Origin of the sequence: Zoogloea sp. (assembly GCF_041908905.1) — a bacterium.
GTDB lineage: Bacteria > Pseudomonadota > Gammaproteobacteria > Burkholderiales > Rhodocyclaceae > Zoogloea.
Genome location: NZ_JAYREK010000009.1, coordinates 54,484 through 78,349 on the forward strand (window position 1 = coordinate 54,484; position 23,866 = coordinate 78,349).

Annotated in this window: 22 protein-coding genes; 2 read left to right on the plus strand and 20 right to left on the minus strand. The window is 68.9% G+C overall.

Going from position 1 to position 23,866, the window contains the following annotated elements; translation table 11 throughout:
* Positions 1-6: 6 nt before the first annotated feature.
* From ACE3OU_RS07715 to ACE3OU_RS07735, 5 genes are all read right to left on the minus strand, one after another.
* A complete protein-coding gene (locus tag ACE3OU_RS07715; RefSeq protein WP_374240966.1) occupies positions 7-1,317 on the minus strand; it encodes an ATP-binding protein in 1,311 nt (436 codons plus the stop codon).
* Positions 1,314-2,042: a response regulator gene (locus ACE3OU_RS07720; RefSeq protein ID WP_374240967.1), complete on the minus strand. Its 729-nt coding sequence runs from the start codon at positions 2,040-2,042 to the stop codon at positions 1,314-1,316. The genes ACE3OU_RS07715 and ACE3OU_RS07720 overlap by 4 nt, the downstream gene beginning before the upstream one ends.
* A gap of 61 nt (positions 2,043-2,103) precedes the next feature.
* Complete coding sequence (locus ACE3OU_RS07725; RefSeq protein WP_374240968.1) at positions 2,104-2,841, minus strand: ABC transporter ATP-binding protein; 738 nt, start codon at positions 2,839-2,841, stop codon at positions 2,104-2,106.
* A gap of 2 nt (positions 2,842-2,843) precedes the next feature.
* Positions 2,844-4,037, minus strand: coding sequence for an ABC transporter permease (locus tag ACE3OU_RS07730; RefSeq protein ID WP_374240969.1), 1,194 nt, complete (start codon positions 4,035-4,037; stop codon positions 2,844-2,846).
* A complete protein-coding gene (locus ACE3OU_RS07735) occupies positions 4,034-5,215 on the minus strand; it encodes an efflux RND transporter periplasmic adaptor subunit (protein WP_374240970.1) in 1,182 nt (393 codons plus the stop codon). Before ACE3OU_RS07735 ends, ACE3OU_RS07730 begins: the two co-directional genes overlap by 4 nt.
* A gap of 836 nt (positions 5,216-6,051) precedes the next feature.
* Between ACE3OU_RS07735 and ACE3OU_RS07740 the strand changes: the two genes are divergently transcribed.
* Both ACE3OU_RS07740 and ACE3OU_RS07745 read left to right on the plus strand, forming a co-directional pair.
* On the plus strand, positions 6,052-6,588 hold the full coding sequence (locus ACE3OU_RS07740) for a hypothetical protein (protein WP_374240971.1): 537 nt from the start codon (positions 6,052-6,054) through the stop codon (positions 6,586-6,588).
* Complete coding sequence (locus ACE3OU_RS07745) at positions 6,519-10,181, plus strand: response regulator (RefSeq protein WP_374240972.1); 3,663 nt, start codon at positions 6,519-6,521, stop codon at positions 10,179-10,181. The genes ACE3OU_RS07740 and ACE3OU_RS07745 overlap by 70 nt, the downstream gene beginning before the upstream one ends.
* A 13-nt stretch (positions 10,182-10,194) precedes the next feature.
* Here the strand turns inward: ACE3OU_RS07745 and ACE3OU_RS07750 are convergent, their stop codons facing one another.
* The 15 genes from ACE3OU_RS07750 to pyrH form a co-directional block, all read right to left on the minus strand.
* Positions 10,195-10,977, minus strand: coding sequence for a TrmH family RNA methyltransferase (locus ACE3OU_RS07750; protein WP_374240973.1), 783 nt, complete (start codon positions 10,975-10,977; stop codon positions 10,195-10,197).
* 72 nt (positions 10,978-11,049) lie between these two features.
* Positions 11,050-11,505 (minus strand): CopD family protein, encoded by a 456-nt coding sequence (locus ACE3OU_RS07755; RefSeq protein WP_374240974.1) that lies wholly within the window; start codon positions 11,503-11,505, stop codon positions 11,050-11,052.
* Positions 11,502-12,098, minus strand: coding sequence for a ribonuclease HII (rnhB, locus tag ACE3OU_RS07760; protein WP_374240975.1), 597 nt, complete (start codon positions 12,096-12,098; stop codon positions 11,502-11,504). The genes ACE3OU_RS07755 and rnhB overlap by 4 nt, the downstream gene beginning before the upstream one ends.
* Positions 12,095-13,246 carry a lipid-A-disaccharide synthase gene (lpxB, locus tag ACE3OU_RS07765; protein ID WP_374240976.1) on the minus strand — a complete coding sequence of 384 codons (1,152 nt, stop codon included), beginning with the start codon at positions 13,244-13,246 and terminating at the stop codon, positions 12,095-12,097. Before lpxB ends, rnhB begins: the two co-directional genes overlap by 4 nt.
* Before the next feature lie 3 nt (positions 13,247-13,249).
* Entirely contained in the window at positions 13,250-14,023 is a 774-nt protein-coding gene (gene lpxA, locus ACE3OU_RS07770; RefSeq protein ID WP_374240977.1) for an acyl-ACP--UDP-N-acetylglucosamine O-acyltransferase, read from the minus strand.
* On the minus strand, positions 14,020-14,454 hold the full coding sequence (gene fabZ / locus ACE3OU_RS07775) for a 3-hydroxyacyl-ACP dehydratase FabZ (protein ID WP_374241011.1): 435 nt from the start codon (positions 14,452-14,454) through the stop codon (positions 14,020-14,022). Before fabZ ends, lpxA begins: the two co-directional genes overlap by 4 nt.
* Before the next feature lie 5 nt (positions 14,455-14,459).
* Positions 14,460-15,488: a UDP-3-O-(3-hydroxymyristoyl)glucosamine N-acyltransferase gene (gene lpxD / locus ACE3OU_RS07780; RefSeq protein ID WP_374240978.1), complete on the minus strand. Its 1,029-nt coding sequence runs from the start codon at positions 15,486-15,488 to the stop codon at positions 14,460-14,462.
* A gap of 12 nt (positions 15,489-15,500) precedes the next feature.
* Entirely contained in the window at positions 15,501-15,995 is a 495-nt protein-coding gene (locus tag ACE3OU_RS07785) for an OmpH family outer membrane protein (protein ID WP_374241012.1), read from the minus strand.
* A 41-nt stretch (positions 15,996-16,036) separates the two neighbouring features.
* The gene (gene bamA / locus ACE3OU_RS07790) at positions 16,037-18,325 is read right to left on the minus strand and encodes an outer membrane protein assembly factor BamA (protein WP_374240979.1); all 2,289 of its coding nucleotides are present in this window, start codon (positions 18,323-18,325) and stop codon (positions 16,037-16,039) included.
* A 6-nt stretch (positions 18,326-18,331) separates the two neighbouring features.
* A complete protein-coding gene (gene rseP, locus ACE3OU_RS07795) occupies positions 18,332-19,696 on the minus strand; it encodes an RIP metalloprotease RseP (protein WP_374240980.1) in 1,365 nt (454 codons plus the stop codon).
* A 5-nt stretch (positions 19,697-19,701) separates the two neighbouring features.
* On the minus strand, positions 19,702-20,895 hold the full coding sequence (gene ispC, locus ACE3OU_RS07800) for a 1-deoxy-D-xylulose-5-phosphate reductoisomerase (protein WP_374240981.1): 1,194 nt from the start codon (positions 20,893-20,895) through the stop codon (positions 19,702-19,704).
* Between the two features lie 18 nt (positions 20,896-20,913).
* Positions 20,914-21,741, minus strand: coding sequence for a phosphatidate cytidylyltransferase (locus ACE3OU_RS07805; protein WP_374240982.1), 828 nt, complete (start codon positions 21,739-21,741; stop codon positions 20,914-20,916).
* Entirely contained in the window at positions 21,734-22,525 is a 792-nt protein-coding gene (gene uppS / locus ACE3OU_RS07810; RefSeq protein ID WP_374240983.1) for a polyprenyl diphosphate synthase, read from the minus strand. The genes ACE3OU_RS07805 and uppS overlap by 8 nt, the downstream gene beginning before the upstream one ends.
* A 48-nt stretch (positions 22,526-22,573) precedes the next feature.
* Entirely contained in the window at positions 22,574-23,131 is a 558-nt protein-coding gene (frr, locus tag ACE3OU_RS07815) for a ribosome recycling factor (RefSeq protein ID WP_374240984.1), read from the minus strand.
* A 10-nt stretch (positions 23,132-23,141) separates the two neighbouring features.
* The gene (gene pyrH, locus ACE3OU_RS07820; RefSeq protein WP_374240985.1) at positions 23,142-23,858 is read right to left on the minus strand and encodes a UMP kinase; all 717 of its coding nucleotides are present in this window, start codon (positions 23,856-23,858) and stop codon (positions 23,142-23,144) included.
* Between the last annotated feature and the right edge of the window lie 8 nt (positions 23,859-23,866).

Here is a 23,866-nt window from a genome sequence, read left to right on the forward strand (position 1 = left end):
CCGCTGTCAGCCCGCCGCCGGCCTGGGCAGGCTCAGCGTCGCGCGCAGGCCACCCGCCGGGCGATTCTCCAGGCGGATCGTTCCGCCATGGGCGAGGACGATTTGCCGGACGATCGCCAGCCCCAGGCCAACGCCGCCGGTCTCGCGACTCCTCGACGACTCGCTGCGGTAGAAAGGTTCCAGCACCTTCTCCAGCATGTCCCCGGGCAGCCCGGGGCCCTCGTCATCGACGACGATGGTCACCCGGGCCGGCTCATCGACCAAGGCCACGGACGCCTTCCCGCCGTATTTCAGGGCATTCTCGATGAGGTTGCCGATGGCCCGCCGCAGGGCCTGGGGGCGCCCGCTCAGCCTGACGCAGGCCGGCGCCTGAAGCGGGATCTCCCGCCCCAGCTCGGCCCAGTCGTCCACCAGGCTCTCCAGCATGGCCACCATGTCGATCGGATGGACCGGCTCGTCGGCCGTGCGCCCGCGCAGGAACTCCAGCGCCGAGGTCAACATCTGCTGCATGTCGTCGAGGTCGCGCAGGTAGCGTTCGCGCAGGCCGGCGTCGGCCAGCATTTCACTGCGCAGGCGCAGGCGGGTGACGGGCGTCTTGAGGTCGTGGGACACCGCAGCCAGAAATCGCTCCCGCTCCTCGATGTGCTGCCGGATGCGCCGCTGCATCGAGTTGAAGGCCCGGGCCGCCTCCTGCACTTCGCTCGGCCCATCCTCGGGCAGGGGCGGCTGCTTGAGGTCGTCACCGAGCCGGTTGGCCGCCGTGGCCAGCCGGGTCAGCGGCTTGACGGTGATGCGTGCGACGTACCAGATCAGCACGCTCACCACCGTCAGCATCACCGCCAGATTGAGGAACAGGTGGAACGGCCAGTCGAAGATCTCCTTCGGCGCGCCGCCCTCGACGCGCAACCAGCCCCCCGAGCCGAGCCCGACGCACACGTCGAAGGCGAAGCCCCCCACGTGGGGCAAGGCGACCGGCCGGACCTCGACCTCCGGGCCCAGGCTTGCGGCCAGCCGATCGAGGAACGCCTGCCCCGCCGCGGGCACCGCGTCGAGCGGCGGCCCGCAGTCCGCGACCGCGACCCGCAGGCGCCCGGTGCCGAGGCGTTCCGCAAGGCGCGGCCTGTCCTCGATGGGGGTGCTGTCGATGGCCCGGTGGATGGCCGCCACACGCTGCGCGAACTCCTGGCTGATCGCCGCCCCGAGGGTGCGCTGGCGCTCGGTCATGTGCATCGCCACGCCGATCAGCTGCGCCACCAGGAGCCCGCCCGTCATCAGCAGCGCCAGGCGTCCGAACAGGGTGCGGGGCAGCAGGCTCAACGCTCGACATCCACCAGGGCGGCCAGCACGTAGCCTTCGCCACGCACCGTCTTGATGAGCGCCGGCTCCCGGCTGTCGTCCATCAGCCGCCGGCGCAGGCGGCCGACCAGCACGTCGATGCTGCGGTCGAACAGGATCGCCTCGCGCTTGTTGGCCAGCTCGAGCAGCTGGTCGCGGGGCAGGACGCGCTGGGGATGCTCGAGGAACACCCGCAGCAGGCGGTACTCGGCCCCCGACAAGGGGACGACCAGCCCGTCCGGCGCGGTGGCGTTGCGGGTGGCCACGTCCAGGCGCCAGCCCGCAAAGCGGAACCCCCGCGCATCGCCGATCTCCATGTTGGCCGGCAGCGACTGGGCCCGTCGCAGGATGGTCTTGATGCGCGCCAGCAGCTCCCGCGGGCTGAAGGGCTTGGCCAGGTAGTCGTCGGCGCCCATCTCGAGGCCGATGATGCGGTCCACCTCGTCGCCCCTGGCCGTCAGCATCAGCACCGGCAGGTTGCTGGAGCGGGCCCGCAAGTCGCGGCACAGGGACAGCCCGTCCTCGCCGGGCAGCATCAGGTCGAGGATGACGAGATCGATGCAGTGGGTTTCCAGGACGCGGCGCATCGCCTTGCCGTCGCCGACGGCGCTGACCCGGAACCCGGCCTGGCTGAGGTATTCCGACAACAGGTTGCGGATCTCCCGGTCGTCATCGACGACGAGCAGATGTTCGGTGGGCGCGCTCATGGGGCGATCATAAACCGGCAGGCGGCGGCCGATAGGCCCCATGCACGGGTGCGCGGCGGACTCACGGGATCTCCCTTCCCTCGCCGGCCTCTTCTTCGGTGCGCCCGTCGCGGATCTGGTAGATCCGCCTGAAAGTGGGGATGATCTTCTCGTCGTGGGTCACCACCACGATGGCGGCCCCGTAGCGGCCGGCCATGTCGTTGAGGATGCGCATCACGGCCAGGGCCCGGGTCGAGTCGAGGGGCGCGGTCGGCTCGTCCGCCAGGATCACCGGCGGCTGGTTGACCAGCGACCGGGCGATGGCCACGCGCTGCTGCTCGCCCCCCGACAACATCGACACCCGGACGCCCATCCGGTGCCCCACGTCGAGGGCCTCGATCAGCCGGCGGGCCCGCTCCCGCGCCTCCCCGTCCGGCACCCCCGCCAGCATCGGCAGCAGGGCGACATTGTCGACCACGTCCAGAAACGGGATCAGGTAAGGCGCCTGGAAGATGAAGCCGATCCGGTCGCGGCGGAGCGCCCGCAGGTCGTCGATCTGCCAGCCGCCGGCCGTCCCGTCGAAGATGCGCTCGCCGCCCAGCTCGATCTGCCCTCCAGTGGGCTCGATCACCGCGCCCAGGCACTTGAGCAGGGTGCTCTTGCCCGAGCCGCTGGGGCCGACCAGGCCGACCACCTCGCCGCGCCGGATGCACATGTCCACGCCGCGCAGGGCCGGCACCGCCGTCGGCCCGCTGCCGTAGGTCTTGGTCAGTCCGCTGAGGCGGATCGCCACGTCGTGACTGGATGCCGCAGGGTGCATGCTCAGCCTCCGATGGCGTCAGCGGGATCGACGCGCAGGGCGGCGCGGATCGCCAGCACGCTGGCCAGCGCGCACACCACGAGGGTCAGGGCCAGCCCCCGCACCGCGTCACCGGTCTCCAGCAGCACATGGCGCGGAAAGAACGGCGCCCACAGGGTGGCGGCCGACTTGCCGACGACGAAGCCGATCACCCCAAGCGCCAGCGCCTGCTGCAGGATCATCGCGGCGATGCTGCGGTCGCGGGCGCCGATCAACTTGAGCACGGCGATCTCCCGCTGCTTGTTGAGGGTCATGGTGTAGATGATGAAGGCCACGATGGCCGCGCTGACGATCGCCAGGATCACCAGAAACATGCCGATCTGGCGGGCCGAGGTGGCGATCAGCTTGGCCACCAGGATCTCCTCCATGTCGGCGCGGGTCCACGCGGTGAGGTGCTTCCAGCGGCCGATGTCGGCCTTCACTTCGGCAGCCGGATAGCCGGGTGCCACGCGCACCAGCACCGCATTCACGTTGCGGCTGACGGTCTGGCTGGCCAGCAGCGCATCGAGCAGGCCCGGCACCCCGGGCCGGTTGAGCTCCGGGTTGGCGCGCGTCCGGGCCCGCTCGGCGAGCAGGCTGTCGTTGTCCTTGAGAAACTGTACCTCCTGGGCGTCCTTCAGCGGAATGAACAGCATCGGGTCGCCGGACGACGAGGTGGCACGCCGCACCAGCCCGACCACGGTGTAGTCGTGACGCCGGATGCGCACCGTCTCGCCGAGCTGCAGGCCGGCCTTCTCGTCGGCGACCGCCTCGTAGTGGCTGCGGATCAGCGGGCGCCCGGCGACGATCCGGGCCGGCTCCCCCAGCGCCCCCGGCTCGACGCCGGCCAGCATCACCCGCAGGTCCTGCCCCGCGGCCTGCACCTGCATGGTCAGATAGGCCACGTTGGCCACCTCGGCTACGCCGGGCAGGGCCGCCAGGGTGCGATAGACGTCGTCGCGGATCGACGACGGCTCCGCCCACGGCCCCAGGGTGTCCTTCTGGACCACCCACAGGTCGGCCCCCGAGGCGTCGATGACGGCGTTGCCGTCGGCCACCATCCCCCGGTACACGCCAGCCATGGTCAGGGTCACGCCGATCAGCAGGCCCAGGCCGATCCCGGTGAACAGGAAGCGCCCCAGGTGATGGCCGATGTCGCGGGAGGCCAGGTTGATCATGCGGGCGCTCCGCCGGCGCGATCCGCCCGCACCCGGTCGCCATCGGAAAGGGGCTTCGGCGTGCGGACGATCACCGTGTCGCCCGCCTCCAGGCCGTCGGACACCTCGACGCCCTGCTCGGTCCGCAGGCCGACGCGCAGCGGCCGGAAGCGCGCCCGCCCCTCTGCCACCACGAACACGCCGACCTGCCCCATCTGGCGGACCAGCGCGGCCGGCGGCACCGCCAGCACGGCCGGGCGCGCCGGCAGCTGCAGCGTCACCTCCGCCATTTCGTTGAGGGTCAGACCGGCCGGCGGCGCATCGAAGGCCACCATCGCCACCCGCTCCTCGGTCACCGCGTCCGACATCTGCTCGACCCGCGCGACCTTGCCGGCAAAGTGTTCCCCCGGGCGGCTGCGCAGGGTGATGGCGGCGCCCAGGCCCGGCGCCAGCCCGGCCGAACGCCCCTGGTCGATGCGCACGCGCAGCCACAGCGCGTCGGCTTCGGTCATCCGCAGCACGGCCTGCCCGGCGAGCACCGTGCTGCCGGCCTCGAAGTCGCGGGACACGATCCGCCCCCCGACCGGCGCGATCAGGCGGGTATTGGCCAGCTGCCGCTCCAGCGCGCGGGTTTCGGACAGCAGCCGCTCCCCGTCGGCGCGGGCCGCGGCAACGCCGGCCCGGCTGCCCTGCAGGCCGGCCTCGGCCGCCCGCGACTCGTGCCCCCGGGCGCGCTCGGCCTCGGCGCTCACGAAGCCGCTCTGCCGCAAGGCCTGGTAGCGCCGGGCGTTGGCGGCCGCCGTCGCGAGGCGGCTCTCGGCCTCGCGGCCCTGGGCCTCGGCCGCCGCCAGCCCGGCGCGGGCGCGGGCCAGCCCATGGCGGCTGGCGGTAAGCCGCTCCTCCAGGTCGACCGGGTCCATCTCGGCGAGCAACTGCCCGGCGCGCACGGTATCCCCCTGCTCGACATGCACCCGGACCACCCGGCCCGCCGCGGTGGGGCCGACCAGGACGGTGCGCCTCGACTCGACGACCCCGATCCCGAACAGGGTCGGGTGCAGCGCCTGCCGCGCGATCACCACGGTGCGCACCTCCGGCACCGGGGCCAGGGGGCTGCTGCGCAAGGCCAGCAGGCCGGCACCGAGCACCACCAAGGCCACCACCACCTTGCGCAGCCGCGCCGACAGGACAGGCCGCTTCATCTCAGTCTCCGGCCGGGCCGAACCCGATCGGCGGGACGACCGGCGGCGGCGGGGTGTGGCGGAAATCGTGCATCATGGGCTACCCGAGAGATCGATCACGCGATTGTCGGCACGTCCCCCTCATCTGTCGCCCACAACCCGGTAACGTACTGTGTCAGCCGGCCACTTGTCATCGAAGCTCACCAAATCGCGCCCGGCGCCTGAAAGACGCCACACAATGCACCAGGCTGGTGCCGCCAGGCTTTCGCCTGCATCAACACAAGCCTTTGAATCGAGAATGTTTTTGGTCTTGCGTCAGATCAAGCCGTGAACCCCGAAAATCCCCCATCGTGTGACAATTTGACGCAGGCTGCGTGATGGGGCCGGCCTGAGCCTGGCCCGCGGGTTTTGCCATCAAAATCACCGGGCATCACTCAAGATGTCGATTTCAATCCCGTTCATGCTGAGATTGGGACACGTCCCGTCAGGTGCCCGTTCGCCATGGATTCCATTGATCTACCATGAAGCACCGTCCGAGAAACTCACCGTCGAATGGCGACACCTCCGATACCGGACGCTCCGCCCTCTGGCGCACTGCGTCGCACGGGGCCCGCGGGCTGATGCGGGCCATCGGGCTGGCGTTGCCCGGAGGGTGCGGACGCACGCGGCCTGACCCCCGCGTCCACGGCCACCGGCGCGCCTCCGGCGGGTTCCAGCCGGTACGCCTCATTCGCGCCCTGCTGGCCGCCGCCGTGCTGCTTGCCGGCGGGCCGCCGCTGGCCGGCGCCGGCGCTACGTCGCCCGGGCAGGTCGCAACACAGCCCGATGCAGCGCCCCAACACCAGAAGCTCCGGAGCGTGCTCATCCTGTCTGGGGTACAGCCGGGCCTGCCGGTGCCGGATGCCATGGTCGCCAACGCGGTGGCCGCCCTTAAAAACAAGGGCATCAGCGTCAACAACATCTACGCCGAGCACCTCGACATCGCCCGGCATGGCGACCCCGCCAGCCGTTCCGCGCTGGCGGCCATGCTGCGCCAGAAGCTGTCCGGGGTCGACATCGGCCTGGTGATCGTCCCCAACATCGCCTCCCCGGCGGTGATGGATTTTCTGGCCCGCGAAGGCCACGACATCCTGCCAGCCGACACGCCGGTGATGACGATCCTGCCCGAGAAATCGAACAGCACCTGGGCACGGGAGCGGCCACACCTCATGAACGTGCCCGCACGGCCCGACGTGGCCGGCACGCTGCGCCATGGGCTCGACCTGTTTCCACGAACCCGTCACCTGCTGGTGGTGACCGACACCGGCAGCGGCAGGAATCGCCCGTGGCCCAGGCCGCGGAGGCCCTCAAGGGCCTGGGGCGGCATCTCGACGTCGAACACACCGCCGCGCTGACCTACACCGAGCTGCTGCAGCGGGTGTCATCCCTGCCCCCCGACAGCCTCATCCTGCTGAGCACCTTTTATCAGGACCGCACCGGCCGCAGCTTCATCCCCGCCGAAGTGGCCGCCGAAGTGGCCCGGCGCGCCAACGCGCCGGTGCTGGTGTTGTATGAAGCACATGTCCAGCACGGCCTGCTGGGCGGGTCGGTGCTGATCCCCAACCGGATCGGGCAGCGCATCGGCGAGATCGGTTTCGAGGTGCTGAGCGACGCGCGCCGCTTTGGCGCGGGGGCCGACGCGCCGATCATCCCGCCGCAGCCGATGTTCGACTGGATGGCGCTGCAACGCTGGGGCGCCGACCCCGACCGGCTGCCCGCCGAAACGATCTTCCTCAACCGCCCCCGCACGCTCTGGAACGACTACCGTCCGACCGTCATCGCGGGCGCGTCGGCGCTGTTCACGCTGGCGGCCCTGTCCATCGCCCTGGCCGCCCAGCTTCGCCGCCGCCGCCTCGCCGAGCGGCTGGCCACCGACATGAGCCGGCAGGCCTTCGAGGCCGGCGAACGGCTCAACACCATCCTCGACACCGTAGAGGCCTACATCTACATCAAGGGCACCGACCACCGCTACCAGTACGCCAACCGCAAGACCTGCGAACTGTTCGGCCGCCCGCTCGACGGAATCGTCGGCCACGAGGATCGCGAGTTCTTCGGCGACACCATCGCCCCCAAGGTGCATGCGGACGATGAACGGGTGCTCCGGAACGGCGAGCGGGTCGTCACCGAGGAATGCCGCCCGGGGCCGGACGGCCGCCCCGCCTACGACCTTTCCATCAAGATCCCGCTGCGCGATGCCGACGGCCGCATCTACGCCCTGTGCGGCATCTCCACCGACATCACCACCCTCAAGCAGGCCCAGCTGGAGCTCGAACGCTACCAGCAGCACCTGCAGCAGATGGTCGATGAGCGCACCGCCGAGCTGGAGGCCGCCACCGCCGCGCTGCGGGCCGCCAGCACCGAGCAGCAGGCCATCTTCGATGCCGCCACCGCCGGCCTGCTGGCGGTGAAGGAGCGGGTGATCCTGCGCTGCAACCGCACCCTCGAGCAGATGTTCGGCTACGGCCCCGGCGAGCTCACCGGCCAGAGCGTACGCATCTTCTATCCCGACGACGCCAGCTTTGCCACGCTCGTCGACGAGTTCAACCCGGCCATGACCGACGTCGGCCACTACCTCGGCGAGCGCGAGCTGGTCCGCAAGGACGGCTCCCGCTTCTGGGCGCGCCTGTCGGCCCGCGGGCTGCAGCCCGGCAACCTGGGCGCCGGCTACTACGGCATGGTCCAGGACATCACCACCGAGCGCGAGCTGATCGAGAGCCTGCGCCACGCCCGGGATCTGGCCGAACAGGCCACCCGCGCCAAATCCGACTTCCTGGCCAACATGAGCCACGAGATCCGCACACCGATGAACGCGGTGCTGGGCCTGACGCACCTGGCGCTGCGCGCCCACCCGGCGCCCCAGCAGCGCGACTACCTGCAGAAGATCCAGCTCTCCGGCCAGCACCTGCTCGGCATCATCAACGACATCCTTGATTTCTCGAAGATCGAGTCGGGCAAGCTCGAGCTCGAGCTGGTGGACTTCGACCTCGAGCGCCTGCTCGGCGACCTGGCCCAGCTCGTCGCCGAGCCGGTTGCCCGCAAGGGGCTCGAGCTCATCCTCGACGTCGCCCCGGACGTGCGCTGCGGGCTCAAGGGCGACGCGCTGCGGATCAAGCAGATCCTGCTCAACTTCGTCAGCAACGCGGTGAAGTTCACCGAACACGGCGAGATCACCATCCATGTCGGCACCGAAACGTCAGGCAGCGACATCCTCCTGCGCTGCGCGGTGAGCGACACCGGGATCGGCATCAACGGGCAGCAGAAGGCCCAGCTGTTCCAGAGCTTCCAGCAGGCCGACAGCTCGATCACCCGCAAGTACGGCGGCACCGGCCTCGGGCTGGCCATCTCGCGGCGGCTGGCCGAGCTGATGGGCGGCGAGGTCGGCGTCGACAGCACGCCGGGCGTGGGCTCGACCTTCTGGTTCACCGCCCGGGTCGCGCCGGGCCAGGCCCGCGCGGCGCCGCCCCCATCCCTGCACGAGATGCGCGGCAAGCGGGTGCTGGTGGTCGATGACAACCGGACCGCCCGCGAGGTGCTGCTGGCCATGCTGAACGGCATGGGCTTCACCACCACCGAAGCCGAATCCGGCGAGGCCGCCCTCGCCAGCCTCGAGGCGATGGCGGCCGCCGGCACGCCCTGCGACCTCGTGGTGCTCGACTGGCAGATGCCGGGCATGGACGGCATCGCCACCGCCCGGGCGATCGAGCGCAGCCTGCACGGGCCGCTTCCGGCGCTGCTGATGGTGACCGCCTACGGCCGCGAGGGCCTCGCCGATTACGCCAACGACACGGCGATCCGGGAGGTGATGGTCAAGCCCGTCAGCCCCTCGACCCTGCTCGAGGCGATCCTGCGCGTTTACCACCGGGGTGACGACAACCCGCCCACCCTGGCCCCCCAGCCCGGCCTCGAGCCATCCGAGCTCGGCGGGCTGGACGGGCTCCGCGCCCTGCTGGTCGAGGACAACGAGATCAACCAGGAGGTCGCCGGCGAGCTGCTGCGGCAGGCCGGGCTGAACGTGAGCATCGCCGGCAACGGCGCCATCGCCCTCGACATGCTGCGGGCCGGCCACTACGACATCATCCTGATGGACATGCAGATGCCGGTGATGGACGGCATCGAAGCCACCCGCCGCATCCGCCAGCTGCCCGGCTTCGAGCGCCTGCCCATCCTCGCCATGACCGCCAACGCGATGGCCGGCGACCGCGAGCTGTGCTTCGCCGCCGGCATGAACGACCACATCGCCAAGCCGATCGACCCCGACGACCTGTGGGCCAAGCTGCACCGCTGGCTGAAGCCGGGCACCATCATCGCCGGCCGGGCCCCACAGGCAGCCGACGGACACACCCTGCCGGCCATCTGGTACACCCTGGACGGCCTCGACGCAACCACCGGCCTCGCCAACGCCCTCGGTCGTCCCGAACTCTACCTGTCCCTGCTGCGGCGCTTCGCAAACAACCAGCACGACTGCGTGGACCGCATCCGCACCCACCTTGCCCAGGGCGACAAGGCCGCGGCCCTCCTGCTCGCCCACACCCTCAAGGGCACCGCGGCGCAGATTGGCGACGACACCATCCGCACGCTCGCCGAGCGGCTCGAACAGGCGATCGACCGGGGCCAGCCCGAAACCACCCTCGCCCCCATCGAGGCCGAACTCGCCGCCGCCCTCACCCAGCGGCTCGACACCCTGGCCCGCCACCTGCCACCCGCTCCGGAGGAGCCTGCCCCGGCCACGGTGGACGGCGCCACCCTGCGCGAGCTCTGCGCCCGCCTGATACAGGCCCTCAACGACGACGACTTCAGCTGCCGCCGGCTGTTCGACGAAAACACCACCCTGCTGCAGGCGGCGCTGGGCAAGGACTTCGACCGGATCGCCACCGCCATCCACAACTACGACGCCGAAGCCGCCCTCGAAAGCCTCAGGCAGGCCATGGGCTCGAACGGGATCGAGTGAGCCCCCCGCCCGCTCAGGCCCGCTGCTGGCGCAGCTGCTCGAACAGGCACACCCCCGCCGCGACCCCCACGTTGAGGGACTCCATGCCGCCGGGCATCGGAATCCTCACCCGCCGGGTCGCCAGCGCGGCGACCGCGGGCGACAGACCCTGACCTTCCGAACCGAACAGCCAGGCCACCGGGCCGCGCAGGTCGAGGGCGTAGAGATCGACACAGTCGCGCAGGTCGGTGGCGAGGATCTCGCCCTCGAACGCCTTCAGGGCCTGGGCGGCGTCGACGTTCTCGTGGATGCGCAGGCTGAAATGAGCCCCCATCGCGGCACGCAGCACGCGGGGCGCCCAGGCCTGGGCACAGCCGGGGGTGAGGAGCACGTCGGGCACGCCGACCGCGGCCGCGGTGCGCAGGATGGTGCCCAGATTGCCCGGGTCCTGCACGCCGTCGAGCAGCACGCAGCTGCCCGGGAGGGGCCCGGCTGCGGGCCCCGCGGGGGGCTGCGCCACCACGGCGAGCACGCCGCTCGGCGAATCGACGGGACTGACGTGGGCGAACAGGCGGTCGGGCAGCTCGACGAGGCTGCGCGGATCGCAGCGGGCGAGCAGCGCGGCGATCTCGGGCTGCGCCCGGCCGCTCTCGCTCGCCACCACCAGGCGGGGCAGCCAGCCACGCTCAAGTGCCACCGTCAGCAGGTGGGCACCATCGAGCAGGGTTTCGCCGGCGCTGCGCCGTTCCCGCGCCGAGGTGGCGAGGGCGTGGAGCTGTTTGACGGTGGGGTTGTCGCGGGAGCTGATGAGTTTCATGGGGAGCAGGAGCCCGTATCGAGGCGCTTCATCTGGCGGCCGGAAGCGCTTGCCGCTGGAGCCGGCGCGGGGTCAGAACGCCAGGCCGAGGGTCGCCAGCACGACGACAAAGGCGCCGAGCAGCAGGTTGGTGGCGACCCGCTGGCGGATCTGACCCAGGGCCTGGGCACCCTGGGCCCAGCTCTCGGCGGCCACCGCCCGCTGAAATGCCTGCCAGGGTCCGAACCAGATGCTCGCGAAGATCGCCGCCATCACCAGGCCGATGCCCGCCATCCCATGCCAGGCCAGCGGCGCCTGGGCAAAGCCCACCGCCAGCAGCATCGCGAAACCGGAGCCGATGATGGCCGCCAGCGCCAGCCACACGATGGGGAAGAAACGCGACAGCACCCCATGCCACAGGGCCAGCCGCTGGGGCGGCGGCAGCGCCAGGGAGGCCGGGCGCAGGCAGAGATGGGCGAAGCTCATGCCGCCCACCCATACGATGACGCCGGCCAGATGCACGCAGAGCGTGAGGTGATGCAGGGTCATCGGAGATCCTCGTCGGTCCACAGGGGCGGATTGGCGATGATGGCGCGCACCGGGCCGAAGCTGGTGCGGTAGATCTCGCAGGCACCGTGGACCTTGAGGGCCGCCAGATGGGCCGCGGTGGGGTAGCCCTTGTGGCCGGCGAGGCCATACTGGGGGTAGCGCCGGTCGAACTCAACGAGCAACGCGTCGCGGGCGGTCTTGGCCAGGATGGAGGCGGCCGAGATCTCGGGCACCAGCGCGTCGCCCTTCACCACCGCCTCGCAGGGCAGCTCGATCCGGGGGCAGCGGTTGCCATCCACCTTCACGTGAGTCGGCTGCGGCGTGAGGCCGGCCACCGCGCGCTGCATCGCCAGCATCGAGGCGTGCAGGATGTTGAGACGGTCGATCTCGGCCACGCTGGCTTCGGCAATGCACCAGGCCAGCGCCTTCTCGCGGATCTCGGCAGCGAGGGCGTTGCGGCGCTTCTCGCTGAGCTTCTTGGAGTCGGCGAGGCCGGCGATGGGCCGGGCCGGGTCGAGGATCACCGCGGCGGCCACCACCGGCCCGCACAGGGGGCCGCGGCCGGCTTCGTCGACACCGCACAGCAGGCTCATCGGGAGCGCCCCTGCAGGTAAGGCAGGATCGCCGCGGCGGCCTTGGCGGCGGTGTCCTGGCGCAGCTGGAGATGCATGTCGGTGAACACTTTCGTAAGGTCGGCCACGCGGGCCGGGTCGGCCAGCCAGCCGTCGAGGGCATCGGCCAGGGCCTGGGGCGTGGCGGCGTCCTGCAGCACCTCGGGTACCACCTCGCGGCCGGCCAGCACGTTGGGCAGGCCGACCCAGGGCAGGTAGGCCAGACGCCGCATCAGGCGATAGGACCACTTGCCGATCTTGTAGGTGATGACCATCGGGCGCTTGAGCAGCGCGGCTTCGAGGGTGGCGGTGCCGCTCGCCACCAGCACCACGTCGGCGGCAATCATTGCCTCGACGGCGTGGCCGAAGAGGATGCGGATCGGCACGTCCACGTGGGCATGACGGCGCAGGGCCTCCTCGAACAGCAGGCGGGTCTCGCGGGTGGCCAGCGGCACCAGGAAGCGGGCGCCGGGGTGGCGTTCGTGGAGCAGCGCGGCGGTGGCGATATAGGTGTCGGCGAGGTTGCGCACCTCGGACTGCCGGCTGCCCGGCAGGAAGGCGAACACCGGGCCGCCCGGGGAGATCTGCAAGGTCTCGCGCATGGCCTCGCGGTTGGGCGCGAGGGGAAAGACATCGGCCAGCGGGTGCCCCACGTAGCTCACCGGCACGCCCGCCGCCCGGTACAGCTCGGGCTCGAAGGGAAACAGGCACAGCATGTGGCTCACCGCGCGGGCGATGCCCTTCAGACGCCCCTTGCGCCAGGCCCAGATCGACGGGCTGACGAAGTGGATCGCCGGGATGCCGCGATCCTTGAGGCGCTTCTCGAGCCACAGGCTGAAGTCGGGGGCATCGACGCCGATGAAGGCGGCCGGCGGATCTTTCTTGAGCAGGTCGAGCAGGCTGCTGCGGATGCCCGACAGCTCACGGTAGTTTTTGAGGGCATCGACGTAGCCATGCACGGCGAGCTTCTCGGCGGGCCAGAGGGCCTTGAAGCCGACCGCCTGCATCTTGGGGCCGCCGATACCGAAGAACTCGGCATCCGGCAGGTGGCGCTGGAGCGCCTTGATCAGGTGGCTGGCGAGGAGGTCGCTGGACGCCTCGCCAGCCACCATGGCGATGCGCAGGGCCATGGATCAGCGGACGATGCCACGCCCTGAATCGGCGATGAAGTCGGAGAACAGCTGCAGCTCGGGCACCTCCCGGGCCGCCTCGGCGATCTGCGCGCGGGCCTCGGCCAGCGGCAGGCCGCTGCGGTAGAGGGTTTTATAGGCGCGCTTGATGGCCATGATGCCTTCGCTGGTGTAGCCCCGGCGCTTGAGGCCCTCGCTGTTGATGCCGTGGGGCGCAGCCGGGTTGCCGGACACGGTGACGAAGGGCGGCAGATCCTGCAGCAGCACGGTACCGACCCCGCAGAAGCTGTGGGCCCCGACACGGACGAACTGATGCACGCCGGTGAAACCGCCGAGGATCGCCCAGTCGCCCACGCTGACATGGCCGGCCAGGGTGGCGTTGTTGGCGAAGATCGTGTTGTTGCCGACCATGCAGTCATGGGCCACATGCACGTAGGCCATGATCCAGTTGTCGTTGCCGACACGGGTCAGGCCGCCGTCCTGGACGGTGCCGGTGCTGAAGCTGCAGAACTCGCGGATGGTGTTGCCGTCGCCGATCTCGAGCCGGGTGGGCTCGGCGGCGTATTTCTTGTCCTGGGGCTCGGAGCCGATGGAGCAGAACTGGAAGATCCGGTTGTTACGGCCGATGCGGGTATGCCCTTCGACGACCACGTGGGGGCCGATGCGGGTGCCCTCCCCGATCTCCACGTGCTCACCGATCACCGAATAGGCGCCGATCTCGACGCCCTCGGCGATCCGCGCGCCCGGATGGACGATGGCGGTCGGGTGGATGCTCATCGCTTGATCGCGCACATGAATTCGGCTTCGGTGGCGAGTTCGCCATCGACGCGGGCCACGGCCTTGAACTTCCAGATGTTGCGCATCTTGCGGACGATCTCGGCTTCCATCACGAGCTGGTCGCCCGGCACCACGGGGCGCTTGAAGCGCACGTTGTCGACGGACGCAAAGTAAACGGTGGAGTCGTCGTCGGGCACCGAGCCGTCGGTCTTGAAGGCCAGCACGGCGGCGGTCTGGGCCATCGCCTCGATGATCAGCACGCCCGGCATCACCGGGTTGTGGGGAAAATGGCCGGGGAAGAAGGGCTCGTTGACGGTGACGTTCTTGAGGCCGACCACGCGCTTGCCGATCTCGAGCTCGGTGATCCGGTCGACCAGCAGGAAGGGGTAGCGGTGGGGGATGTACTGCTTGATTTCGTTGATGTCGATGATGGCGCTCATGATGTCTTGTCCTGTTCGGCGAGCTTCTTCTCGAGCTCGCGCACGCGCTCTGCCATCGCGTCGAGGCGACGCAGATGCGAAAAATTCTTCACCCAGTCCGCATGCGGCTGCAGCGGAATCATGGCCGTGTAGACCCCGGGCCTGTCGATGGATTTGGTGACGTTGGTATCGGCGGAGATCACGATGTCGTCGCCGACCTCCAGGTGGCCCGAGAAGCCGGCCTTGCCGCCGACCTGCACCCGCTTGCCGACGGTGGTGCTGCCCGCCAGGCCGGCCATCGCCGCCATGATGGTGTCTTCACCGACGCGGCAGTTATGGGCGACGTGGATGAGGTTGTCGAGCTTCACGCCGTTGCCGATCACGGTGTCTTCGAGGGCACCCCGATCAACCGTGGTGTTGGCGCCGATCTCGACATCGTCGCCGATGACGACGCCGCCAATCTGCGGGATCTTGACCCAATGCTTGTCCGCGTCGCGGGCGAAGCCGAGGCCGTCGGCCCCGATCACCGCGCCGGAGTGCAGGATCGCGCGGGCGCCGATCGTGCAGCCGTCGTAGACCTTGACCCCCGCGTGCAGCAGCGAGCCGGCGCCGATGGTGACGCCGTCACCGATCAGGCAGCCGGCGCCGATCACGCAGCCCTCGCCGATCCGGCAATCCGCACCGATCACCGCATTGGGCCCCACCGCCACCGAGGCCGGCAGCTCGGAGCCGACCACCGCGCTGGGGTGGACGCCCGCCGGCACGGCCTTGGGCGGGTTGAACAGCTGCGCCGCCCGGGCGAAGTAGAGGTAGGGGTCGGGGGTGAGGATGCGCGGACGATCGGTGAAATCCGCCGCCTTGGCGGGCAGGATGAAAGCCGACGCGCGGCTCGCCTCGAGGGCGGCCCGGTACTTGGGGCTCACCAGGAAGGCGAGCTCGCCCTCCCCTGCCCTGTCGAGGGACGCGATCTGGCGCACCACCACGGACGGATCGCCGAGCAGCTCGCCGCCGAGCCGGCCGACCAGCTCGCCAAGAGTCAAATCCATTGCCGACCGCCCTTACTTGGCTTCGGAGAGAGCCTTGATCACCTTGTCGGTGATGTCGATGCGCGGGCTGGCGTAAACGGCTTCCTGGAAGATGATGTCGTACTTTTCGGTCTCGGCGATCTGGCGGATCGTCTTGTTGGCGCGGTCGAGCACGCCGGCCAGCTCTTCGTTGCGGCGCTGGTTCAGGTCTTCGCGGAACTCGCGCTGCTTGCGCTGGAAGTCGCGGTTGAGGTCGTTGAACTCGCGCTCCTTGTTGCGGCGCTCGCCCTCGGCCATCGTCATGCCGTTCTTCTCGAGGGACTCCTGCATGCCCTGCAGCTGCTTGGCCAGGCGCTGCAGCTCCTGATCGCGCTTCTCGAATTCCTTCTCGAGCTTCTGCTGCGCCTTCTTGGCCGGCGGGGCTTCCTTCATCACGCGGTCGGAGTTCACGAACCCGACCTTGACCTCGGCGGCCGCCGTCTGCGCAAACGCGGCCAGCACCAGGGCCGCCAGCGTGGATTGAACAATAGCTTTCACTCAAACCTCCATCAACATCATTGCCGCAGCGATCAGAAAACCGTGCCGAGCTGGAACTGGAATTTCTGGGTCTTGTCGCCGTCCTTCTTCTTGAGGGCCTGACCCAGGCTGAACTTCAGCGGGCCGACCGGCGAACTCCAGGAGAATGCCAAGCCCGCACTGTAACGCAAATCCGAGGCCTGGACCTTGTCGTCGGGGCCCCACACATAGCCCGCGTCGGCGAACACGGACAGGCGCATGGACTTCTCCTTGCCCTGGCCCGGCATCGGGAAGTAGTACTCGGCGTTGGCCACCGCACGGCGGTTGCCGCCCAGCGCGCGGGAGTAGTTGTTGGCGTCGAGGTAGCGCGGGCCCAGGGTGCTCTGCTGGTAGCCCCGCACCGAGCCGATGCCGCCGGCGTAGAAGTTCTTGTAGAACGGCAGTTCCTTGCCGTCGTAGCCGTGGGCGTAACCGACGTCGCCGTTGAGCATCAGCGCATGGCCGCCACCAAAGGGGAACCAGTGCTGGTGCTGGTAGCTGGCCCGCGCGTAGCGCAGGTCGAGCACCGGGGTGGCAACCTCCAGCGAAGCGCGCTGGTACACACCCGAGGTCGGGTACAGGAAGCTGTCGCGGCGATCGCGGGCCCAGCCGGCGGTGGCCACCAGGCTGCGGGCGGTGTCGCCGAAGCTGTTAACGAAACTGATGTACGGCGCCGGGCTGGTGTCGTAGACGCTGATCTTGGTCTGGTCGATGGCCAGGCCGAAGTTGATCCGGTCGTCCTCGGCGATCGGATAGCCGAAGCGCACCCCGGCGCCGATCGACGACGACTTGTAGGTTGCCACCGACAGGGAGGTGGGGTCGACGTTGCGCTGATAGACGTCCCAGCCGATGCTGACCCCGTCCACCGTCCAGTAGGGGTTGGTGAACGACAGCGCGATCGTGCGGTTGATCCTGCCGGTGTTCATCTGCAGGGTCATCGCGTTGCCGGTGCCGAACAGGTTCTGCTGGGAGATCGACGCGGACAGGATGACCTTTTCGGCGCTGGAGAAGCCGGCGCCGAGCATCAGGTTGCCGGTGGCGCGCTCCTTGACCGTGAAGTTGGCGTCCACCTGGTCGGTGGAGCCCGGCACCGCGGGAGTCTCGATGGAGACGTCCTCGAAATACCCGAGGCGGTCGAGGCGCACCTTGGAGCGGTTGATCGCCGCGCCGTCGTACCAGGCGCCTTCCATCTGGCGCATCTCGCGGCGCAGCACCTCGTCGCGGGTGCGGGCGTTGCCGGCGAAGTTGATCTTGCGAACATACACGCGCCGGCCCGGGTCGACGAAGAAGGTGAAGGCGACCTCGCGCTTGACCTTGTCCACCTCAGGGGCCGCGTTGACGTTGGCGAAGGCGTAGCCTTCGTTGCCGAGGCGGTCGGTGAGCGCCTTGGTGCTCGCGGTGATGCTGTCCCGCGAGAAGGTGTCGCCCGCCTTGACCTTGAGCAGCGGCTGCAGCTCGGCCTCAGGGACCGCCATCGTGCCGGCCAGCTTGACGTCGGAAATGGAGTACTTCTCGCCCTCAGTGATGCTGAGGGTGATGTAGATGTCCTTCTTGTCGGGCGTGATCGACACCTGGGTGGAATCGATGCTGAAATCCAGGTAGCCGCGGTTGAGATAGTACGAGCGCAGCGCCTCGATGTCGGCCGACAGCTTCTGCTTGGAGTATTGGTCGCTCTTGGAGTACCAGGTCATCCAGCCCGGAGTGGTGAGGGTGAAGAGCTCGAGCAGCTCCTTCTCCTTGAACACCTTATTGCCGATGATGCTGATCTGCCGGATCTTGGCGGCGTCGCCTTCGATCACGTTGAAGTTCACGCCGACGCGGTTGCGCTCCAGGGGCGTGACGGTAGTGGTGATCTGCACGCCGTAGAGGCCCTTGGCCAGGTACTGGCGCTTGAGCTCCTGCTCGGCCCGCTCGAGAACGGCACGGTCGAAGATGCGGGACTCGGCGAGGCCGACCTCCTTGAGGCCCTTCTTGAGGGCGTCCTTCTCGAACTCCTTGATGCCGACGAAGTCGATCTGGGAGATGGCCGGACGCTCATCGACGAGCACGACGATCACGTCGTTCTCGACCTCGAGGCGCACATCCTTGAAGAAGCCCGTGGCAAACAGCGCCTTGATGGCCTGGGCAGCCTTGTCTTCGGAGAAACGTTCACCGACCTTCACGGGAAGATAGCTGAACACCGTACCGGCTTCGGTACGCTGGATCCCTTCGACACGGATATCTTTGACGACGAATGGCTCGAAGGCCAGGGCGGGGGATGCGAACAAGGCCGCGATCACCCCGGAGAGGAGCTTGGATTTCATCCGATTTCAGCTGGCAACCAGGCGGTTGATGTCGTTGTAGAAGGCAAAGGCCATCAGCGCAGCCAGCAGGGCCATGCCGATCTGCTGGCCGATCTCCATAGCACGCTCGGAGACAGGGCCGCCCTTAATGATTTCAATCAGATAATACAGCAAGTGCCCGCCGTCGAGCACCGGCACCGGCATCAGGTTGAGGACGCCGAGGCTGATGCTGATGAGGGCCAGGAACTTGATGTAATGGGCCCAGCCCATCCGGGCCGACTGGCCCGCGAAATCGGCGATGGTCACCGGGCCGCTGAGGTTCTTGACCGAAACCTCGCCGACGATCATGCGCCCCATCATCGAGACGCTCATCGCCGCGGTGTCCCAGGTCTGGCCGAGCCCCTTCGACAGGGCCTCGGCGACCCCGTAGCGCACCGTGACGAACATCTGCTCGCGCTGGGCGTCGGCATCGGCGAGCGCCGCGCCGATGCGGCCGATGCTGCGCCCATTGTCGTCTACCGCCGACGGGACGACCTGAAACACCTGCGTCTGCCCGTCCCGCAGCACCTCGAAATCCAGCTTCCGGCCGGGCGCATCCCGGACGATCGCCACCAGCTCGCTCCACTGGGCGATGGCGCTGTCGCCGATCCGCAGCACCCGGTCGCCGGCCCGGAGGCCCGCCACCTCGGCGGCACCGTCGGGGCTCAGCTTGCCCAGCACCGCCGGCAGGCGCGGCCGTTCGAGATTGAGGCCCAGCTGGGCCGTGACGTCACGCTCCGCCTGGTCAACGACGACGCCCGCCAGGTCCAGCTTGTGGAAGACGATCTCGTGGTTGGAGTTGATGGTCTCGACCGTCACGGCCTCCTTGTCGAGGGCCAGGTTGAGCAGCTTCCAGCGGAACGACTGCCAGGTGTCGACCGGCTCGCCATTGACCGCACGCACCAGCTCGCCGCCGCGGAAGCCGGCCTGGGCGGCGGGCGTCGCTGCCTCGGGCTCGCCGAGGCGCGGGCGAAGCTCTTCGACGCCGCCTGTGTACAGCCCCCAGTAGAGGGCGATCGCCAGGACGAAGTTGGCCAGCGGGCCGGCCGCCACCACCGCGATGCGCCGCCAGACGCTCTGGCGATTGAAGGCGCGATGGAGTTCGTGGGCCGCCACCGGCGCCTCGCGCTCGTCGAGCATCTTCACGTAGCCGCCGAGGGGAAAGGCCGACAACACCCACTCGGTCTGATCGGCGCCGGCCTTGCGGACGAGCAGCGGCCTGCCGAAGCCGAGGGAGAAGCGCAGCACCTTGACCCCGCACAGGCGCGCGACGAGGTAGTGGCCAAACTCGTGCACCACGATCAGGATGCCGAGGGCCAGGATGAACGGCAGGAGGTAATCGAGGAGATTCATGCCCTTCAACGGAGCGAGCGGCGAATGTAGTCGGCGGCAAACGCCCGCGACCGGCGGTCGGCATCCAGCACGATGTCGAGGGAGTCCGCCGCGCAGGGCGCAATGGCGTCGAGGGTAGCGGCGATCACCGCGGGGATGCGGTCGAAGCCGAGCGCGCCATCGAGGAAGCAGCCCACCGCCACTTCGTTGGCGGCGTTGAGCACCGCCGGCGCCACGCCCTCCTCGGCGAGTGCGCGGTAGGCCAGCGCGAGGCAGGGAAAACGCTCCAGATCCGGCCGCTCGAAATTGAGCTGGCCGACGGAAAACAGGTCGAGGGGCCTGACCCCGGCATCCACCCGCTCCGGGAAGGCCATCGCGTGGGCGATCGGCGTACGCATGTCGGGGTTGCCGAGCTGGGCGATGACCGAACCGTCCACGTAGGACACCATCGAGTGGATCACGCTCTCGGGGTGGATCACCACCTCGATGCGCTCGGCGGGCGCGCCAAACAGCCAGTGGGCCTCGATGACCTCCAGGCCCTTGTTCATCATCGTCGCCGAGTCGACGGAGATCTTGCGGCCCATCACCCAGTTGGGATGGGCGCAGGCCATCTCGGGCGTCACCGCGGCCAGCTCATCCAGCGGCTTGCGACGGAACGGGCCGCCCGATGCGGTGAGCAGGATGCGCGTCACCTCGACGCCGTCCACCCCGCCGCGGAAACCCGCCGGCAGCGCCTGGAAGATCGCGTTGTGCTCGCTGTCGATGGGCAGCAGGGTCGCGCCGTTGGCGGCGACCTCGCGCATGAACAGGGCACCGGACATCACCAGCGCCTCCTTGTTGGCGAGCAGCACGCGCTTGCCGCTGCGCGCCGCCGCCAGGGTCGGCACCAGCCCCGCCGCGCCGACGATGGCCGCCATGACCATGTCGACCTCCGGGGCGGAGGCGACATCGGCCAGCGCCGCCGGCCCGACCAGCACTTCGGTGCAGCAGCCCGCCTGGTCCAGCAGCGCCTGCAGGCGCTGGGCGTCCTCGGCCCGGTCGAGCACCGCGTAGGCGGGGCGATGGGCACAGCACTGCTCGAAGAGCTTGTCCACCTGACGATGGGCAGTCAGGGCGAACACCCCGTAACGATCGGGGTGGCGCGCGACGACGTCGAGGGTGCTGACACCGATGGACCCGGTCGCGCCGAGCACCGTGAGAAGTTTCTTGCGTTGGCTCATGTGCTTTGCTGCGGAGTTTTACTGCGCGATCCAGAGGACGACGAGGGCGGCCAGCGGCAACGTGGATGTCAGGCTGTCGATGCGGTCGAGGATCCCCCCGTGGCCGGGCAGCAGTGTGCCGCTGTCCTTGACACCCGCCTGCCGTTTGACCAGGGATTCGAAGAGGTCGCCGATGATGCTGACCGCTGTGAACGCCACCAGCCCGACGAGGGCGAGCACCAGCTTGCCGGGCTCGGCCACCGGATAGCCGATGTAGGACAGGCAGGCCAGGCCGTAGGCGCACACGCCGGCAACCGCCCCGTAGGCGCCTTCCCAGCTCTTGCCCGGGCTGATGGACGGCGCCAGCTTGCGGCGGCCGAAAGCCCGTCCGGTGAAGTAGGCCGCGATGTCGGCCACCCACACCGCCGCCATCACGCCGAGCAGCAGCCAGGGGCTCAGCAGGCGCAGGTGGGCGATGGCCAGGCTGGGCGGCACCAGCAGCACGAAGCCGACCAGCGCCGCCGCGCCGGCGCCGGGCAGCTTCCAGCGCGAACGCAGCCAGAACGGCACACAGCAGATCCAGAACAACGCCGACAACCCGTAGATCGGCGCCAGCGCAAAGGGCGCCACCACGCCGGGCAGATGCAGCCCCCCCACCAGCCCGCCGGCGAGACAGATCAGGCCCAGCAGCCCGGCGTAGAGACGCCGCCGCCCGGTGCCGAACCCCACCATGGCACCCCACTCAAGGGCTGCCCCGAAACAGACGAGGGAGGCAAACAGAAGCCAGCCGAGGGCCGGCAACAGGAACAGCGCAGCCAGGAGACCCGCGAGAAGGATCAGCGCGGTGATGACCCGCGCCTTAAGCATGGCCGGGCGCGGAAGGGTCGGTGCTGGTGGCGGCGAGCACCTGCTCGCTGGTCCGACCGTAGCGGCGTTCGCGCCCCTGATAGGAGGCGATCGCCTCCTTCAGCTCGGCTTCGCCGAACTCGGGCCACAGCTTGTCGGTGAAATACAGCTCGGAATAGGCCAGCTGCCACAGCATGAAGTTGCTGATGCGCTTCTCGCCGCCGGTGCGGATGAAGAGGTCGGGCTCGGGGCCGAAACTGAGCGCGAGATGGGCCGACAGGTCGTCTTCGCTGAAACCGTCCCGGGCCTCGGGCCGCGCCGCGAGCATCTTCTCGACGGCCTGCATGATGTCCCAGCGGCCGCCGTAGTTGGCGCAGATGGTGAGGTTCATGGCCGTGTTGCCGGCGGTCAGCGCCTCGGATTCACGGACCATGTCCACCAGCGGCTTGTCGAAACGGCTGAGGTCGCCGACCACCCGCAGACGGATGTTGTTGCGGTGGATGCGCTCGATCTCGCCCTTCAGGGACTTGATGAAGAGCTGCATCAGGAAGGACACCTCGTCCTTCGGACGCCGCCAGTTCTCGGAACTGAAAGCAAACAGGGTGAGGTACTCGACCTTGTTGTCCAGGCAGGTGCGGACCACCTCGCGCACGGAATCGACGCCCTTGGCATGGCCGGCCACCCGCGGCATCAGGCGCTTGCGGGCCCAGCGGCCGTTGCCGTCCATGATGATTGCGATGTGCCGGGGAACCTGCACAGTCTCGGGAACAGCCCGCGTGGAGCTGATGAACGGCAGTCGCACCATGATTTTTCCGCCTGCAGGGAACCGGGAAGACAGATCTGGACCGGAAGGTCAGATCTGCATCAGTTCTTGTTCTTTCTGTGCGAGAACCTTGTCGATCTCGACGATGGCCTTGTCGGTCAGCTTCTGCACGTCGTCCTGGGCGCGGCGCTCCTCGTCTTCGGAGATCGTCTTGGCCTTGAGGGCGTCCTTGAGGTGGGCGTTGGCGTCGCGACGCAGGTTACGCACGGCGACCTTGGCACCTTCGCCTTCGTGCTTGACGACCTTGATGAGTTCCTTGCGGCGCTCTTCGGTCAGCGCGGGCATCGGGACGCGGATGATCTCGCCCTGGGAGGCAGGGTTGAGGCCGAGGTCGGAGTCGCGGATGGCCTTCTCGACCTTGCCGATCATCGGCTTTTCCCACGGCTGGACGCCGATGGTGCGGGCATCGATCAGGGTGATGTTGGCGACCTGGGAGATGGGCACCGGGCTGCCGTAGTACTCGACCATCACGTGATCGAGGATGCCGGTGTGGGCACGGCCGGTGCGGACCTTGGCCAGGTCGGTCTTCAGCGCCTCGATGGAGCGCTGCATCTTGTGTTCGGTAGTTTTCTTGAGCTCGGGGATCATTTCGACATCCTCAGCAGTAAACCAGCGTGCCTTCGTCCTCGCCCATCACGACCCGCTTCAGCGCGCCGCTCTTGAAGAGGCTGAACACGTTGATCGGGAGGCGCTGGTCGCGGCACAGGGCAAACGCGGTAGCGTCCATCACGGCGAGATTGCGGGCGATCGCCTCGTCGAAGGAGATCCGCTGGAAACGGGTCGCGGACGGGTCCTTCTTCGGATCGGCGGTGTAGATGCCGTCCACCTTGGTGGCCTTCAGGACGATGTCGGCGCCGATCTCGGCACCCCGCAGCGCAGCCGCGGTGTCGGTCGTGAAGAAGGGGTTGCCGGTGCCGGCACCGAAGACGACCACGCGCCCTTCTTCGAGGTAGCGGATCGCCTTGCCGCGGATGTACGGCTCGACCACCTGGTCGATCCGCAATGCGGACTGGACGCGGGCGTTGACCCCGGCGGCGCGGAAGGCGTCCGCAAGGGCCATCGCGTTCATCACGGTGGCCAGCATCCCCATGTAGTCGGCGGTGGCGCGGTCCATGCCGGACGCCGCCCCCGCCATGCCACGGAAGATGTTCCCGCCGCCAATCACCACCCCCACTTCGACACCGATGCGGGTGACGTCGAGCACATCGCGGACGATACCGGCGACGACATCCTGGTTGATGCCATAGGCGTCATCGCCCATCAGGGCTTCACCGGAGAGCTTGAGGAGAATGCGTTTGTAGGCGGGCTGGCTCATCGTTATGG

Coding starts and splice junctions, on each gene's coding strand:
- ACE3OU_RS07720 (WP_374240967.1), bottom strand. CDS start 2,042: ATGAGCGCGCCCACCGAACATCTGCTCGTCGTCGATGACGACCGGGAG.
- rseP (WP_374240980.1), bottom strand. CDS start 19,696: ATGAATCTCCTCGATTACCTCCTGCCGTTCATCCTGGCCCTCGGCATC.
- lpxB (WP_374240976.1), bottom strand. CDS start 13,246: ATGGCCCTGCGCATCGCCATGGTGGCTGGCGAGGCGTCCAGCGACCTC.
- ispC (WP_374240981.1), bottom strand. CDS start 20,895: ATGAGCCAACGCAAGAAACTTCTCACGGTGCTCGGCGCGACCGGGTCC.
- uppS (WP_374240983.1), bottom strand. CDS start 22,525: ATGGTGCGACTGCCGTTCATCAGCTCCACGCGGGCTGTTCCCGAGACT.
- ACE3OU_RS07805 (WP_374240982.1), bottom strand. CDS start 21,741: ATGCTTAAGGCGCGGGTCATCACCGCGCTGATCCTTCTCGCGGGTCTC.
- ACE3OU_RS07755 (WP_374240974.1), bottom strand. CDS start 11,505: ATGACCCTGCATCACCTCACGCTCTGCGTGCATCTGGCCGGCGTCATC.
- bamA (WP_374240979.1), bottom strand. CDS start 18,325: ATGAAATCCAAGCTCCTCTCCGGGGTGATCGCGGCCTTGTTCGCATCC.
- lpxA (WP_374240977.1), bottom strand. CDS start 14,023: ATGAGCATCCACCCGACCGCCATCGTCCATCCGGGCGCGCGGATCGCC.
- ACE3OU_RS07730 (WP_374240969.1), bottom strand. CDS start 4,037: ATGATCAACCTGGCCTCCCGCGACATCGGCCATCACCTGGGGCGCTTC.
- ACE3OU_RS07750 (WP_374240973.1), bottom strand. CDS start 10,977: ATGAAACTCATCAGCTCCCGCGACAACCCCACCGTCAAACAGCTCCAC.
- ACE3OU_RS07725 (WP_374240968.1), bottom strand. CDS start 2,841: ATGCACCCTGCGGCATCCAGTCACGACGTGGCGATCCGCCTCAGCGGA.
- pyrH (WP_374240985.1), bottom strand. CDS start 23,858: ATGAGCCAGCCCGCCTACAAACGCATTCTCCTCAAGCTCTCCGGTGAA.
- rnhB (WP_374240975.1), bottom strand. CDS start 12,098: ATGAGCCTGCTGTGCGGTGTCGACGAAGCCGGCCGCGGCCCCCTGTGC.
- lpxD (WP_374240978.1), bottom strand. CDS start 15,488: ATGGATTTGACTCTTGGCGAGCTGGTCGGCCGGCTCGGCGGCGAGCTG.
- frr (WP_374240984.1), bottom strand. CDS start 23,131: ATGATCCCCGAGCTCAAGAAAACTACCGAACACAAGATGCAGCGCTCC.
- ACE3OU_RS07735 (WP_374240970.1), bottom strand. CDS start 5,215: ATGAAGCGGCCTGTCCTGTCGGCGCGGCTGCGCAAGGTGGTGGTGGCC.